The 13,896-nt window shown below is 61.9% G+C and carries 16 protein-coding genes; 12 read left to right on the top strand and 4 right to left on the bottom strand.

The features are described from left to right. Nucleotides 1-76: 76 nt before the first annotated feature. From ACZ3GY_RS00080 to ACZ3GY_RS00065, 4 genes are all read right to left on the bottom strand, one after another. Complete coding sequence (locus ACZ3GY_RS00080) at nucleotides 77-1,030, bottom strand: SctD/MshK family protein (RefSeq protein WP_465908497.1); 954 nt, start codon at nucleotides 1,028-1,030, stop codon at nucleotides 77-79. A gap of 141 nt (nucleotides 1,031-1,171) precedes the next feature. Continuing rightward, nucleotides 1,172-1,333: a hypothetical protein gene (locus ACZ3GY_RS00075; protein WP_179539244.1), complete on the bottom strand. Its 162-nt coding sequence runs from the start codon at nucleotides 1,331-1,333 to the stop codon at nucleotides 1,172-1,174. Nucleotides 1,334-1,755: 422 nt separating this feature from the next. After that, entirely contained in the window at nucleotides 1,756-2,208 is a 453-nt protein-coding gene (locus ACZ3GY_RS00070; RefSeq protein ID WP_465908496.1) for a GNAT family N-acetyltransferase, read from the bottom strand. Continuing rightward, entirely contained in the window at nucleotides 2,201-2,617 is a 417-nt protein-coding gene (locus ACZ3GY_RS00065) for a DUF4345 domain-containing protein (protein ID WP_465908495.1), read from the bottom strand. Before ACZ3GY_RS00065 ends, ACZ3GY_RS00070 begins: the two co-directional genes overlap by 8 nt. A gap of 152 nt (nucleotides 2,618-2,769) precedes the next feature. On the opposite strand from ACZ3GY_RS00065, the gene ACZ3GY_RS00060 reads away from it, so the two are divergent. The 12 genes from ACZ3GY_RS00060 to ACZ3GY_RS00005 all read left to right on the top strand — a co-directional run. Then, entirely contained in the window at nucleotides 2,770-3,204 is a 435-nt protein-coding gene (locus ACZ3GY_RS00060; protein WP_465908494.1) for a DUF411 domain-containing protein, read from the top strand. A 25-nt stretch (nucleotides 3,205-3,229) separates the two neighbouring features. Continuing rightward, entirely contained in the window at nucleotides 3,230-4,090 is an 861-nt protein-coding gene (gene ypfJ / locus ACZ3GY_RS00055) for a KPN_02809 family neutral zinc metallopeptidase (protein ID WP_463563385.1), read from the top strand. A 96-nt stretch (nucleotides 4,091-4,186) separates the two neighbouring features. Continuing rightward, on the top strand, nucleotides 4,187-4,750 hold the full coding sequence (locus ACZ3GY_RS00050; protein WP_463563384.1) for a hypothetical protein: 564 nt from the start codon (nucleotides 4,187-4,189) through the stop codon (nucleotides 4,748-4,750). 63 nt (nucleotides 4,751-4,813) lie between these two features. Then, nucleotides 4,814-5,881, top strand: coding sequence for a dTDP-glucose 4,6-dehydratase (gene rfbB, locus ACZ3GY_RS00045; RefSeq protein ID WP_465908492.1), 1,068 nt, complete (start codon nucleotides 4,814-4,816; stop codon nucleotides 5,879-5,881). Beyond that, complete coding sequence (gene rfbA / locus ACZ3GY_RS00040) at nucleotides 5,878-6,747, top strand: glucose-1-phosphate thymidylyltransferase RfbA (protein ID WP_225835866.1); 870 nt, start codon at nucleotides 5,878-5,880, stop codon at nucleotides 6,745-6,747. The genes rfbB and rfbA overlap by 4 nt, the downstream gene beginning before the upstream one ends. After that, a complete protein-coding gene (gene rfbC / locus ACZ3GY_RS00035; RefSeq protein WP_463563382.1) occupies nucleotides 6,747-7,292 on the top strand; it encodes a dTDP-4-dehydrorhamnose 3,5-epimerase in 546 nt (181 codons plus the stop codon). Before rfbA ends, rfbC begins: the two co-directional genes overlap by 1 nt. Next, nucleotides 7,289-8,158, top strand: coding sequence for a dTDP-4-dehydrorhamnose reductase (rfbD, locus tag ACZ3GY_RS00030; protein ID WP_465908491.1), 870 nt, complete (start codon nucleotides 7,289-7,291; stop codon nucleotides 8,156-8,158). Before rfbC ends, rfbD begins: the two co-directional genes overlap by 4 nt. A gap of 126 nt (nucleotides 8,159-8,284) precedes the next feature. Then, nucleotides 8,285-10,102 (top strand): sensor histidine kinase, encoded by a 1,818-nt coding sequence (locus ACZ3GY_RS00025; RefSeq protein ID WP_463563380.1) that lies wholly within the window; start codon nucleotides 8,285-8,287, stop codon nucleotides 10,100-10,102. Continuing rightward, the gene (locus ACZ3GY_RS00020; protein WP_463563379.1) at nucleotides 10,099-11,484 is read left to right on the top strand and encodes a sigma-54-dependent transcriptional regulator; all 1,386 of its coding nucleotides are present in this window, start codon (nucleotides 10,099-10,101) and stop codon (nucleotides 11,482-11,484) included. The genes ACZ3GY_RS00025 and ACZ3GY_RS00020 overlap by 4 nt, the downstream gene beginning before the upstream one ends. 325 nt (nucleotides 11,485-11,809) lie before the next feature. Beyond that, nucleotides 11,810-12,805 (top strand): C4-dicarboxylate TRAP substrate-binding protein DctP, encoded by a 996-nt coding sequence (gene dctP / locus ACZ3GY_RS00015; RefSeq protein ID WP_463563378.1) that lies wholly within the window; start codon nucleotides 11,810-11,812, stop codon nucleotides 12,803-12,805. A 157-nt stretch (nucleotides 12,806-12,962) separates the two neighbouring features. Continuing rightward, the gene (locus ACZ3GY_RS00010) at nucleotides 12,963-13,601 is read left to right on the top strand and encodes a TRAP transporter small permease (RefSeq protein ID WP_465908489.1); all 639 of its coding nucleotides are present in this window, start codon (nucleotides 12,963-12,965) and stop codon (nucleotides 13,599-13,601) included. Next, nucleotides 13,598-13,896: TRAP transporter large permease subunit (locus ACZ3GY_RS00005; RefSeq protein ID WP_465908488.1), on the top strand; the 299-nt coding region annotated here is incomplete at its 3' end. The genes ACZ3GY_RS00010 and ACZ3GY_RS00005, both read left to right, overlap by 4 nt.

Here is a 13,896-nt window from a genome sequence, read left to right as displayed (position 1 = left end):
ACCAAACTTCGCGGCTCGTGCCTTGCCTCGCGGCAAAACGGGCTCCGGCGCGGCGGTGCTGGAATAGGAACACACCCTACCCCTCAGGCACTGGCGAAGGCCCGAGTGTGAGAGCGAAGCGCTCATCGCCAAGCGCCAACACCACCTGACCGTCCTCGATACGCTCGAGCTTCCAGCCACCTTCCAACGGTGCACCGGGATACAGGCGCGCACCCGATGCATTGATCACGTAGGGGTTGTCGCCGAACCATACGGCCTGGAAATTGACCCGTGGGCGGGCGGCGTTTTCGCGCACGCTGACGTCACCTCGCAGTACGTACTGGCGTCCGTAACGGCCATCGAAGTACTGCTGCAAGGCCAGCCAGTCCTGCTTCTGTCCAGGCTCCACGGTGCCGCTGACGCGCACCTGACCGGCACTGGCATCGAGCTTGAGATTGTTCAGCCCGGCGGCCTTGGCCTGGCTGGCCAGGTCGGCGCGTGCCAGTTGCAGTGACGCTGCCTTGGGCGCCTCTGCCGGCTGCTCCTCGGCAATAGTCAGGCGCTGCAGCGACTCGGGCTCGGAGGCGTACATCGGGGTGTCGCGCAGCATCGCCAGGGCGCCCGCACAAATGAACATGAATAGCGCGGCAATGGCCCATTGCGCCTTGCCGTACCACACAGGATTGGCAGCCGAACCTCCGCGCTGGGGCATGGCGAGGCGCAGAGTCGCTTCGCCGATGCGGATATCCACAGGCAATCGACCGCGGTAGCCGTGCCCGCGCGCGATCGTGGTTTCACGCCCGCCACGGATCACCCGAACGTCGCCGCCGGTGGCCTCCACGCCGACGTGGCGGGCACTGAAACGCAGGGTCAAGTGACGCTCCGCAACACCGGCGTCACGCAGCATCAGGTTCGCCGCAGCGCCACTGCCGATGCTGTACACCGCTTCATCAAGCGGCAGGGATACGCCACGGTGGATGCCTGCGGTCACATCCAGACGGGGCTGGTCGCCGCTGTTCGGCAGGACGGAACTAGAGGCTATCGCAGTCATATGACTCACCAGGGCTCAGGGATCGCGCTATCGAGCGACATATCCAGCCAGAACGGCCAGACCACGCACTCGATGGAAAAGGTGCCGATAACGGCGCAGACACAGGTTGCAGGCGACGCCAAGCGCCGCCTGCAGCCCGGGTCAGTTCTGCGGACGCTGCTTGGTAGCGTCGAGCTCGGCTTTCTTGGCCGTGGTGATCTCGGTGATCTTGGCGGATTTCTCGATCGCCATATCGAACACTGCGGACATCTTGTCGATGGCGGCGTCTGAGTTGCCACTGTTTACTGCAGGAGTCTCAGCCATGGGATATCTCCAAACGAATCTAAGGGTAGTAATTGGCGGCACCACCAGCGGTGATAACCGGTTTCAGGAAAACCACCTCGATGAGCGGGCTTTCCTGCAACGACTCGAAGCCTAGGGATGGATGGCCAAGCGGTGTTGTTAAAGGTTGTTAAAGCTTGTAGATAGGCGTTTAACAGGGGAGTGCCCGTGAACTGGTCGATACTCCAGCGCAACTATAGCGAAAGGCTTACACGACAACGCGCGGGTTCGCTCTCGCCGACAGATCGATGACGCCGTAATCTAGCCACATTCCTGCAGCACAGGATGTGCTCGGGGTCATGGACGACGTGACCATAGCCAGGATGGCAGCCGACAGGATGTTGGCATTGGTCAGTAAAAGCCCGCTTCGGCGGGTTTTTTATTGCCTGTCATAAAGTGGCGCATCAAAGGTCACGCGCCATCACCAGTGTGCGTTCATCGTTGTCCACAACCTCGCGAACCAAGCTGTAGCCTTGCGCGGCATAAAAAGCCCTGGCCGTCAGCGAGGAGGGAACAGATAACCGCCGCACGCCTGCCTGTAGCGCAGCCTGCTCGATCGCACACATCAACGCTCGGCCAATACCGCGCCCTTGCACAGCGGGCGCTACGAAAACCGTTCTCACCACCTCACCATCCAGACTCGCGGTGCCGACGATAACGTTTCCGAGCTCAGCTACCAGCACCAAACGGATCGCAAGCAGTTGCACAATCGCAGCGGGCGTAAAATTGCCCACCACGCGCTCGATCACCGATGCTGGATAGTCCAGCGCATTGCTTTGTCGCAAAGCCCGGACGATAACCTCGCTTATCGCCTCGGCATCCGCAACGCAGGCTGCCCGAATATGAAGGTCACTCATCTGATACACGTAACGGTGGATTGCGACGCAAACGCAAACGCTGCAGCGCCCAACCGGCAAGACCGGCTGATACCATTTCGAACAGCGCCGCCCAGAGGTTGAAGGTCTGCTGCGCGCCACCATCGAGCCACATACCGACAATGCGGCCCAGTGCCAAGCTGACGTAGAGCACCAGCAGTAACGTCAGCGCCGGGCGAGTCAACTCGCGCAGCCACAAACCAAAACCGAGAAAGACCGCCACCCCCACCTGAAGGGCGCCGTAATAGGCCCGAACATCGGTCACCGCCGACGCCTCCATCAGCAACATGCCGCTGATTGCGCCCATCTCTTGGGGGCGCAGGAAATAAGCCACGCCAAACCCGGCGAGCACTAGGATCTGCACAGAGAGAAACACACGGGCAAACAACATGGCAGGACTCCTTTATTCACAGGCAGTGAGCATAGGCCACTCACCGCGGCCGCTGGAAGGCGTTGGCGCAGCATGCCCCAGTCAAGCCATCGGATGAGGTAAATCCTCCGGCACGGCGCTATGCTCGTTCATCATTGATCAGGATTCTCAGCATGCGCCCACTGCTTCTGCTCGCCGGCCTATTCGCCGGTATCACCCAGGCCGCCGAACCGCCCAGCATCGATGTGCACCGTGATGCCAACTGCGGCTGCTGCAAAGGCTGGATCAGCCACCTGCAAGACAACGGTTTTCAAGTCAACGATCACGTTGAAACCGATATGCACGCGGTCAAGCAGCGTTTAGGCGTACCCGAGCACCTGGGTTCCTGCCATACCGGCGTGATCGACGGCAAGTTCGTCGAAGGCCACGTTCCCGCGGCAGACATCCTCACGCTGCGCCAACGCCCGGATTTACTCGGCATCGCCGCACCCGGAATGCCCACCGGCTCACCGGGTATGGAGCGCGGTAATATCCGCGATGCCTATCAGGTCATCGGTCTGGACGCACAAGGCGGCGAAAGTGTGGTCAGTAGCTACCCGGGCAACTGAATCGCCCTCTTGAAAGGACATCCCCATGCGCTGGAAACGAGCACGACGCAGTGACAACGTGGTGGATGCCCGCGGTGGCGGGTCACGCTTCGGTGGTGGCCGTGGCCTGGGCTTGGGCGGTATCGCCATTGTCGTAGTGGTCGGCCTACTGATGGGCCAGGATCCGCTGCAGATATTGGGTCAATTGGCGGGCCAATCGGGAGGTTACTCCAGCAGTCAGACGGATAATCCTGCCGCCAATGACGAGCAGTCGGAGTTCGTGCGGGCGGTGCTCGGAGATACCGAAGATACCTGGCGCGAGATCTTCCAGTCCGCCAATCGCCAGTATCAGGATCCAACCCTGGTGCTGTTCGATGGCGGCGTGAACTCGGCCTGCGGTTTCGCCAGCTCGGCAGTTGGCCCCTTCTATTGTCCGGGCGACAAGCAGGTCTACCTGGATCTGAGTTTCTTCCGCGATCTGGAACAGCGCTACGGCGCGGCTGGCGACTTCGCCCAGGCCTACGTGATCGCTCATGAGGTCGGCCATCACGTGCAGACCCTGCTGGGCGTCTCCGCCAAGGTCAACGCGGCGCGCCAGCGCGGTGAGAACCTGGAGGGTGCCAACGGCCTGCTGGTTCGCCAGGAGTTGCAGGCCGACTGCCTGGCCGGGATCTGGGCACACCACGCACAACGACGCCTGGACTGGCTCGAGCCCGGCGATCTGGAGGAAGCGCTGAACGCCGCCAACGCCATCGGCGACGACCGCCTGCAACAGAAATCCCGTGGGCAGGTAGTCCCGGACTCCTTCACCCACGGCACCTCGGCACAACGCGTGCGCTGGTTCACCACCGGCTTCGAAGGCGGCCAGGTCAATGCCTGCGATACCTTTTCAAGCGCACAGCTGTAAGCGTCTAGACTGGAGGGGCACGCCGTTCAATCGGCATGCCCCTTCACGGTTGCCTGGATCGGCAACCGCCCCACTCCACGGACAAGGAATGTACCGATGCCTATCCGCAATGACCGCGTCATCCACAATACCGAAGACAAAGGCTGGTGGTGCCACCACGGCCTGCATCTGGAGCGCAGCTTCGTCGAGCTGTGTAGCCGCCACCTGCGGCTAAGCGCCATGGAAAATCCGGAAAAATCGCATAACCCCTACGCCCCGGATCTGCTGGTCGAGGGTCGGCTGGCCGATCTCAAGGTTCAAAACACACCTTTTTTCGTCAGCGCCCGCTATGGCCTGGATCCTCGCCGTACAGTGACTTTCAACCGTAAGGACTACGAACGCTATTCGCGGCTTTATCCACAGATCGACATCTATTACTGGGTCGATTGGACGCAAACCGAATCACGCTTCGGCCGTGTCGACTACCTAGCCGGCATCTATCGACTGCCCTTTGCGCAACTCGCCAAGCTGATCGAAGCATCCGCGCCAGAGCACTTCTACGCGCACCGCATGCACGACACCCAAGGCAACGCCAAGTCTTCTTTCCTGCTCGATCTGGATCGCTTCGAGACCCTACTGGAGCGCGATACGATCACTGCACCGCAGATCGGCCAGGGATGACCGGCTGTACGCAAAACCCGGTGGGCAGGCATACTTCACACTTTTACCGTCGGGCTATCTTCAATGCGTATTCTCGTCACCGGCGGCGCGGGCTTCATCGGCTCCGCGCTGATTCGTCACCTGATCAACGATACCGATCATGAAGTGCTCAACCTCGACAAGCTGACCTACGCCGGCAATCTGGAATCCTTGCAGCAGGTCGAGAACGATCCGCGTTACAGCTTCCTGCAGGCCGACATCGGCGATCAGGCCGCCGTGGCCGATGCCCTGCAGCGTTTTCAGCCGGATGCCATCATGCACCTGGCTGCCGAGTCCCACGTCGACCGTTCCATCGACGGCCCGGCGGCGTTCATCCAGACCAACATCGTCGGCACCTATGCTCTGCTCGAGGCCACCCGCGCCTACTGGCTGGGTCTGGACGAGCAGCGTCGTCAGGCGTTCCGCTTCCACCACATCTCCACCGACGAGGTGTACGGCGACCTGCACGGCGTCGACGATCTGTTCACCGAGCAGACGCCCTACGCCCCCAGCTCCCCGTACTCGGCCAGCAAGGCCGCATCGGACCATCTGGTACGCGCCTGGCAGCGCACCTATGGCCTGCCGGTGCTGCTGACCAACTGTTCGAACAATTACGGCCCGTATCACTTCCCTGAGAAGCTGATCCCGCTGGTCATCCTCAATGCTCTGGATGGCAAAGCGCTACCTGTGTATGGCAACGGCCAACAGGTACGCGACTGGCTGTTCGTCGAGGATCACGCCCGGGCCCTGCTGCAGGTGGTCAGCCGCGGCGCGGTTGGCGAGACCTATAACATCGGCGGCCACAACGAGCAAAAGAACCTCGACGTGGTGCATGCCATCTGCGACCTGCTCGACGAGTTGCAGCCGCGCGCAGCGGGCTCCTACAGCGAACAGATCACCTTCGTCACCGACCGCCCCGGCCACGACCTGCGTTACGCCATCGACGCCAGCAAGATCGAACGCGAGCTAGGCTGGACGCCGGAAGAGACCTTCCCCAGCGGCCTGCGCAAGACCGTACGCTGGTACCTCGACAACCTTGACTGGTGTCGCCGCGTACAGGACGGCAGCTATCAACGTGAGCGGCTCGGCGCCCCCAAGGAGCAACAACAGTGAAAGGCATCATTCTCGCCGGAGGCTCCGGCACCCGCTTGCACCCGATCACCCTGGGCGTGTCCAAGCAGTTACTGCCGATCTACGACAAGCCGATGATCTACTATCCGCTGTCGGTGCTGATGCTGGCTGGCATCCGCGAGATCCTGATCATTTCCACGCCCCACGATCTGCCACAGTTCCAGAAGATGCTCGGCGACGGCAGCCAGTTCGGCCTGCAGTTGAGCTACGCCGAACAACCCGAACCAGATGGCCTGGCGCGCGCCTTCATCATTGGCGAGCAGTTCATCGGCGATGACTCGGTATGCCTGATCCTCGGCGACAACATCTTCCATGGTCAGCACTTCACCGAGAAACTGCTGCGTGCCGCGGCAGCGGACAAGGGCGCCACGGTGTTCGGTTACTGGGTTCGCGATCCCGAGCGCTTCGGCGTGGTGGAGTTCGATGCACAGGGCCAGGCCATTTCCATCGAGGAAAAGCCGGCCCAGCCGCGTTCTCAGTACGCAGTGACCGGGTTGTATTTCTACGACAACGACGTGATCGAGATCGCCAAGGCGGTCAAACCCTCGCCGCGCGGCGAGCTGGAAATCACCGACGTCAACAATGCCTACCTGCAGCGCGGCGACCTGCGCGTGGAGCGCCTCGGCCGTGGTTTCGCCTGGCTCGACACCGGCACCCACGACAGCCTGCTGGAAGCGTCGCAGTACGTGCAAACCATCGAGCACCGCCAGGGTCTGAAAGTCGCCTGCCTGGAAGAAATCGCCTATGGGCAGGAGTGGATCGACCGCGACCGCCTGCTGCTGCAGGCCAAGGCGTTCGGCAAAACCGGCTATGGCCAGTACCTGTTCGGTCTGGCCGAGGACAATTGATGCAAATCATCCACACCGAAATCCCCGATGTACTCATTCTGCAACCGAAGATATTCGGTGATGAGCGGGGTTTCTTCTTCGAGAGTTTCAACGCCCTGGCCTTCACCGAAGCGACCGGCCTGAACCCCACCTTCGTGCAGGACAACCACTCCCGCTCGCAGCGCGGCGTGTTGCGCGGCCTGCACTATCAGGTGCAACAGGCCCAGGGCAAGCTGGTGCGCGTCACCGCAGGCGAGGTGTATGACGTTGCCGTGGATCTGCGCCGCCAGTCGCCGACCTTCGGCCAGTGGGTCGGTGCTCACCTTTCCGCTGACAACAAGCGTCAGATGTGGGTACCGGAAGGCTTCGCCCATGGTTTTCTGGTGCTCAGCGAATTCGCCGAATTTCTCTACAAGACCACCGATTACTACGCGCCGGCCCACGAGCGCTGCATCCGCTGGGATGATCCCAAACTGGCCATCGACTGGCAGCTGCAAGGCGATCCCAAACTCTCGGCGAAGGATCAGCAGGGCCTGCGCTTCGACGAGGCCGAGCTGTTTCCATGAAAATTCTTCTGCTCGGCCAGCACGGCCAGGTCAGCCGAGAGCTGCAATTGCTGCTTAGTCAGCATCACGAACTCATCGTACTGGGCAGAGAGCAACTCGACCTTGCCGATACCGGGCGCATTCGTGAAGCCGTACGCCATCTGCGCCCAGAACTGATCGTCAATGCCGCCGCGCACACCGCGGTCGACGCGGCAGAAAGCGAGCCGGACGCTGCCTTCGCGATCAATGCCAGCGCTCCCGGAGTGCTCGCCGAGGAAGCGGCCGACCTCGACGTACCGCTGATCCACTATTCCACCGATTACGTGTTCGATGGCAGCAACCCCGCCGCCTACCACGAGGAGGACACGCCCAATCCGCTGGGCGTCTACGGGCACAGCAAGCTGGCCGGCGAGCAGGCTATCGCCGCGGTCGGCGGCAAGCACCTGATCCTGCGCACCAGTTGGGTGTATTCCCTGCACGGACGCAACTTCCTGCTGACCATGCAGCGCCTGTTGCAGGAGCGCGAGCAGCTCAGCGTAGTCGCCGACCAGATCGGTGCACCGACCTGGGCCGGCAGTATCGCCGCCGCCACCGCTCAGTTGATCGAACGCTGGCAAACGCAGCAGACCGCTGCCTGGGGCCTCTATCACTTCACCGCTCGCGGCGAGACCTCCTGGTTCGGCTTCGCTGAAGCCATCGCCGCGCAGTTGCAGGCCCAAGGCAAATCCGTCGCACAACTGAAGCCGATTGCCACCAGCGACTACCCGACACCCGCCCAGCGCCCGCTCAACTCGCGGCTGGATGGCACTCGCCTGGAACATGATTGGGGCGTACGCCTGCCAGACTGGCAGGATGGCCTGCTGGAGTGCCTGAGCAGTCCACGCTGACGCCACCCCGTAGCCTGGGTTGAGTGCAGCGATACCCAGGGCCTTGGGTGTCGCCACGTTCGACCCGAGCTACCAGGCTGAAAGCTTATGCGCTCATAATGCCCAGGTCTTCCCGGCGCCTATTTCATGAACACGATTCCCACCACCATGCCCAAACGCCCACGTTGGCGCAGCCTGGCCCTGCTGGCGCTGCTGCTGGCGCCGCTGCTGTGGCCACTGCAGCACCTTGCCGAGCGTTACTACCGCGCCGAGCTGACCGAGCAGAATCGTCAAACCCTCGACCTGTACGTGGCCAACCTGCTGGGCACCTTACGCCGTTACGAAGTGCTGCCACCGATTCTCGGCGACCTGCCGGGACTGCGTACCGTACTGGCCACGCCGGGAGACGAAGCCGCCCAGGCTGCGGCCAACCAGTTGCTCAAGCGGGTGCGCCAGCAGACCGGTGCCGACGTGATCTACCTGATGAACCCTGCAGGCGAAACCCTGGCCGCCTCCAACTGGGATCAGCAGGACACCTTCGTGCGCGGCAACTTCGCCTTCCGGCCCTATTTCCAGGAGGCCCTGGCCGGCCGCCTGGGGCGCTTCTTCGGTCTCGGCACCACGTCTGGCAAGCGCGGTTACTACTTCGCCTCCGCCGTTTACGATGGTGCCCAGAAGATCGGCGTGATGGTCATCAAGGTCGATCTCGACCACACCGAAAGCCTGTGGGGCAATACCCCGGAGCAGTTGCTGGTGACCGACGGCAATGGCGTGGTGATCCTCACCTCGCGACCGGACTGGCGGTTTCACGCCAGTCGCCCGCTGGACAAGGCCGAGCGCGCCTCCATCGCAGCCATCCAGCCGTATCCGACCCAATCGCCGCCACCCCTGCGACTGGATGCCGACGTCTGGCTGACACAGAGCCGAGTGCTCGACGAAACTGGCTGGAGTGTCAGCATTCTTGCCCCGCGCGTGGTGCTCGACCGCTCGGTACGTACCGTGGTGGCCATCGGCGGCGGTACCCTGCTGGTGCTGATTTTGCTGCTCGGCCTGATGATGCAGCGGCGCCGTCACTACCTCGATCGCATCGCCCTCAGCACCCGGGCCCGCCAGGAACTGGAGCAGCGCGTGCAGGAGCGTACCCAGGATCTGGAACGCCTCAACAGCCGCCTGAAACAGGAAGTCCTGGAACGCGAGCAAGCCCAACAGGAGTTGGTGCAGGCCCAGGACGAGTTAGTACAGGCCAGCAAACTGACAGCCCTGGGTACCATGAGCGCGAGCATCAGCCACGAACTCAATCAACCGCTGGCGGCCATTCGCAGTTATGCCGAAAACGCCGGTGTGCTGCTCGACCACGAGCGCACCGAGGACGCCCGCGGCAACCTCAAGCTGATCAGCCAGCTCACCGAGCGCATGGCCTCGATCATCGCCCACTTGCGCGCCTTCGCCCGCCGCGACCGGCACGCTCCGGAAAGCGTGGCTCTACAGCCGGCCCTGGATGATGCCCTGGCACTGCTCGCCAAACGCCGTCGGGCGATGGATGTGGAACTGATCCGCGACCTACCCGACGCCACCCTTTGGGTACAGGCCGGCGAAACCCGCCTGCGCCAGGTGCTCAGCAACCTGTTGGCAAATGCCCTAGACGCCCTTGGCGAACGGGCGCAGCCGCGGCGCATCTGGATCAGCACCGAGCTGCACGACAATCTGGTCGAGCTGCACCTGCGCGACAATGGCCCAGGCTTCTCCGAGACCGCTCTGGCCCATGCCCGGGAACCCTTCTTCACCACCAAGACCAGCGCCCAGGGCCTCGGCCTTGGCTTGGCGATCTGCGACACCCTGATGCGCGCCCTGGGTGGCGAGTTGCTGTTCAGCAACCATCCCAAAGGAGGCGCTCACCTGATCCTGCGCCTGCACACCGCCGAAAATGGCGTGAACATCCAGCCGCCCGAGGACTTCGCCGTATGACCACCATCGACGCCCGTACCCAGGTTCTGCTGATCGACGACGACCCGCACCTGCGCCAGGCCCTCAGCCAAACCCTCGATCTGGCAGGCCTCAAGGTTACCACCCTGGCCGATGCCAAGGGCCTCGCCGAACGCATCGAACGCGACTGGCCCGGTGTGGTGGTCAGCGATATCCGCATGCCTGGTGTCGACGGTCTGCAGTTGCTGCAGCAATTGCACGAACAGGATCCCGAGCTGCCAGTACTGTTGATCACCGGGCACGGCGACGTACCGCTGGCCGTACAGGCTATGCGCACGGGCGCCTACGACTTCCTGGAAAAGCCCTTCGCCAGCGAGGATTTACTGGAAAGCGTTCGTCGAGCCCTCGCCCTGCGCCGCCTGGTGCTGGACAACCGCAGCCTGCGCCTGGCCCTGGCCGACCGTCAGCAGCTCTCCGGACGGCTGGTCGGAAACTCCCCCGCCATTCAACGGTTGCGCGAGCAAATCGGCTCCCTCGCCAGCATCAGCACCGATGTACTGATCCTGGGCGAAACCGGTGCAGGAAAAGAAGTTGTCGCTCGCGCCCTGCACGACCTGTCGAATCGACGCGACGGGCCTTTCGTAGCCATCAATGCCGGCGCACTGGCAGAGTCCGTGGTGGAAAGCGAACTGTTCGGCCACGAGCCCGGCGCCTTCACCGGCGCGCAGAAGCGCCGTATCGGTAAATTCGAATTCGCCAATGGCGGCACCTTGTTCCTCGATGAGATCGAGAGCATGAGCCTCGACGTACAGGTCAAACTGTTACGCCTACTGCAGGAACGCGTGGTCGAGCGCCTGGGTGGCAACCAGCTGATTCCCCTGGATATCCGCGTGATTGCCGCGACCAAGGAAGACCTGCGCACCGCCGCCGATCAGGGTCGCTTCCGTGCGGATCTTTATTACCGCCTCAACGTCGCGCCATTGCGTATCCCGCCACTGCGCGAGCGCGGCGAGGATATTCTGGTGCTGTTCCAGCATTTCGCCGACACCGCCAGCACCCGCCACGGCCTGACGCAACGCGAACTGCAGCCCGGCCAGCGGGCCATGCTGTTGCGCCATCCCTGGCCGGGTAACGTGCGCGAATTGCAGAACGCCGGCGAGCGCTTCGCTCTGGGGCTGGATCTCGGCCTGGAGTTGACGATTAACAGCCAGCCGCAGAGCGCCCCATTGACCGGCAGCCTCAGTGAACAGGTCGAGGCCTTCGAACGCGCGTTGATCGCTGCCGAGCTGACCCGCAGCCACGGCTCATTGCGCAGCCTGGCCGAAGCCCTCGGCGTGCCGCGCAAGACCCTGCACGATAAATTGCGTAAGCATGGGCTGAATTTCGCGGACGCTGGCGGTAGCTCGCCAGACGACGCCGACTGAATAGGCGGATTATTGCCGAGTATTCATCATCCCTGCCAACCTCCCATGAAAGCCGACAGTCGCCATGACCGGCAGCATTTCCTGGCGAAATCAAGCAAGCCCACCCCACAAGGCTTTGCGAACAACGCAAAGCTGTCCTGCGCGCTTTCGTCGCAGGCTGGCACAGCGCTTGCTATATTCCTGACCAGCGAAGAACAAGTACAAGTCCAGGCCTAATCGCAGCCAACCGATCCTGCCGCTTCATACGGCAATCCTCGACTTGCTCTTGTCCGCTCGTTTCAGCCCCCAGCAGGGCTAGATATCCAACAACAAGAGGAAGCATCGCATGTTCAAATTCACTGCCAAGGCACTGGCTTGCGCCCTGTCGCTGAGCATCGCCGGTATGGCTCAGGCTGCCGACCCGATCTCCATCAAGTTCGCCCACGTGGTGGCCGAGCACACCCCTAAAGGTCAAGGCGCGCTGCTGTTCAAGAAGCTCGTCGAAGAGCGTATGGATGGCAAGGTGACCGTGCAGGTCTATCCGAACTCCTCGCTGTTCGGCGACGGCAAGGAAATGGAAGCGCTGCTGCTTGGCGACGTGCAAATCATTGCTCCGTCGCTGGCCAAGTTCGAGCATTACACCAAGCAGATCCAGATCTTCGACCTGCCGTTCCTGTTCAACGACATCAACGCCGTCGACCGCTTCCAGCAAAGCCCTGAGGGCAAATCCCTGCTGACCAGCATGGAAAGCAAAGGCATCACCGGCCTCGGCTACTGGCACAACGGCATGAAACAGCTGTCCGCCAACAAGAAGCTGGTTGAGCCCAAAGACGCCCGTGGCCTGAAATTCCGCGTACAGGCCTCCGCCGTACTCGATGAGCAGTTCAAGGCCCTGCGCGCTGCGCCGCGCAAGATGAGCTTCGCCGAGGTGTATCAAGGCCTGCAGACCGGTGTAGTCAACGGTGCCGAGAACCCCTACTCGAACATCTACAGCCAGAAGATGCACGAAGTGCAGAAGTTCATCACCGAGTCTGACCACGGTGTACTGGACTACATGGTGATCACCAACACCAAGTTCTGGGAAGGTCTGCCGGAAGATATCCGTACAGAACTGACCGCGATCCTGGCTGAGGTCACCGTTGAGGTGAACAAGCAGGCTGGCGAGCTGAACCAGAAAGACAAGCAGCGCATCATCGATGCTGGCACCACTGAAATCGTCACCCTGACTCCCGAGCAGCGTGAAGAGTGGCGCGAAGCCATGCGTCCGGTATGGAAGAAGTTCGAAGGCGAGATCGGTGCTGACCTGATCAAAGCTGCCGAGAACTCCAACAACGCCAACTAAGGCTGAGCCTTAGCTGCGCGATAGGCGGCGGTTCCTGAGCGGGATCGCCGCCCGTTTCACCGACAGATCTCTGACCGAATGCCACACTCAGGCTGTCGGGCTGCGCGTTCCTGTCTCATTCGTCGCCTCGCGACCGCTCTATTGATGGAGATAACCCATGCACGCTGTCTCTCGTGTCTGGAACCAACTCGAGGAAATACTGGTGGCATTCCTGCTTGCAGGCATGACCCTGGTCACCTTCTCGTACGTGGTATTCAACAACCTGTACGGTGTTTTCTATTCCCTGGGTGATTCGCTGCCCTTCGCCAACGATGCGATGTTCAGCATCGGCGACGGCATCCTCTATGTCGCCCAGGAAATGACCTGGAGCGTGGCCCTGACCAAGGCCATGTTCGGCTGGCTGATCTTCGTTGGCCTGGCTTGGGGTGTGCGCATCGGCGCGCACATCGGCGTCGACCTGCTGGTGCGCCAGTTCAACCCCGCCAATCAGCGCTTGATGGCTATCCTCGCGCTGCTCATCTGCCTGGGCTACTGCGCCCTGATGGCGTACTCCAGCGAACAGTGGGTCGCCGTGCTGTACAGCGTCGGCACCGGCGCCGAGGATCTGGATCGTTTCGGTGTTCAGCAATGGCACATCGTGATGATCGTACCGATCGGCTTCACCCTGATGTTCCTGCGCTTTCTACAGATTTTCATCCGCGTCCTGCAGGGCAAACAACAAGGCCTGGGCCTGCACAGCGAAGTTGATGACGCTGTGAAACTGGCTGAAAGCGACAAGGCGGAGACTACCAAATGACCATTGCCTTCCTGTTCGTCGCCCTGTTCGTGCTGATGTTCATCGGCATTCCCGTGGCGATTTCCCTGGGTTTGTCCGGGGCCATGACCATTCTGTTCTTCAGTAACGACTCGGTGCGTTCGCTGGCGATCAAGCTGTTCGAGACCAGCGAGCATTACACCCTGCTGGCGATTCCGTTCTTCCTGCTCTCCGGTGCATTCATGACCAGCGGCGGCGTGGCCCGTCGTCTGATCGACTTCGCCAACGCCTGCGTCGGTCATATCAAGGGTGGCTTGGCCATCGCTGCGATCCTCGC

Source organism: Pseudomonas sp. PME37.24/006 (assembly GCF_055556635.1).
Note: the sequence above shows the minus strand (reverse complement) of the source record. Positions and strands in the feature narration are given on the sequence as shown.

Excerpts from the sequence above, each read along its gene's own strand:
- ACZ3GY_RS00080 (WP_465908497.1), bottom strand. The coding sequence starts at position 1,030 with ATGACTGCGATAGCCTCTAGTTCCGTCCTGCCGAACAGCGGCGACCAG.
- ACZ3GY_RS00075 (WP_179539244.1), bottom strand. The coding sequence starts at position 1,333 with ATGGCTGAGACTCCTGCAGTAAACAGTGGCAACTCAGACGCCGCCATC.
- ACZ3GY_RS00070 (WP_465908496.1), bottom strand. The coding sequence starts at position 2,208 with ATGAGTGACCTTCATATTCGGGCAGCCTGCGTTGCGGATGCCGAGGCG.
- ACZ3GY_RS00065 (WP_465908495.1), bottom strand. The coding sequence starts at position 2,617 with ATGTTGTTTGCCCGTGTGTTTCTCTCTGTGCAGATCCTAGTGCTCGCC.
- ACZ3GY_RS00060 (WP_465908494.1), top strand. The coding sequence starts at position 2,770 with ATGCGCCCACTGCTTCTGCTCGCCGGCCTATTCGCCGGTATCACCCAG.
- ypfJ (WP_463563385.1), top strand. The coding sequence starts at position 3,230 with ATGCGCTGGAAACGAGCACGACGCAGTGACAACGTGGTGGATGCCCGC.
- ACZ3GY_RS00050 (WP_463563384.1), top strand. The coding sequence starts at position 4,187 with ATGCCTATCCGCAATGACCGCGTCATCCACAATACCGAAGACAAAGGC.
- rfbB (WP_465908492.1), top strand. The coding sequence starts at position 4,814 with ATGCGTATTCTCGTCACCGGCGGCGCGGGCTTCATCGGCTCCGCGCTG.
- rfbC (WP_463563382.1), top strand. The coding sequence starts at position 6,747 with ATGCAAATCATCCACACCGAAATCCCCGATGTACTCATTCTGCAACCG.
- rfbD (WP_465908491.1), top strand. The coding sequence starts at position 7,289 with ATGAAAATTCTTCTGCTCGGCCAGCACGGCCAGGTCAGCCGAGAGCTG.
- ACZ3GY_RS00025 (WP_463563380.1), top strand. The coding sequence starts at position 8,285 with ATGAACACGATTCCCACCACCATGCCCAAACGCCCACGTTGGCGCAGC.
- ACZ3GY_RS00020 (WP_463563379.1), top strand. The coding sequence starts at position 10,099 with ATGACCACCATCGACGCCCGTACCCAGGTTCTGCTGATCGACGACGAC.
- dctP (WP_463563378.1), top strand. The coding sequence starts at position 11,810 with ATGTTCAAATTCACTGCCAAGGCACTGGCTTGCGCCCTGTCGCTGAGC.
- ACZ3GY_RS00010 (WP_465908489.1), top strand. The coding sequence starts at position 12,963 with ATGCACGCTGTCTCTCGTGTCTGGAACCAACTCGAGGAAATACTGGTG.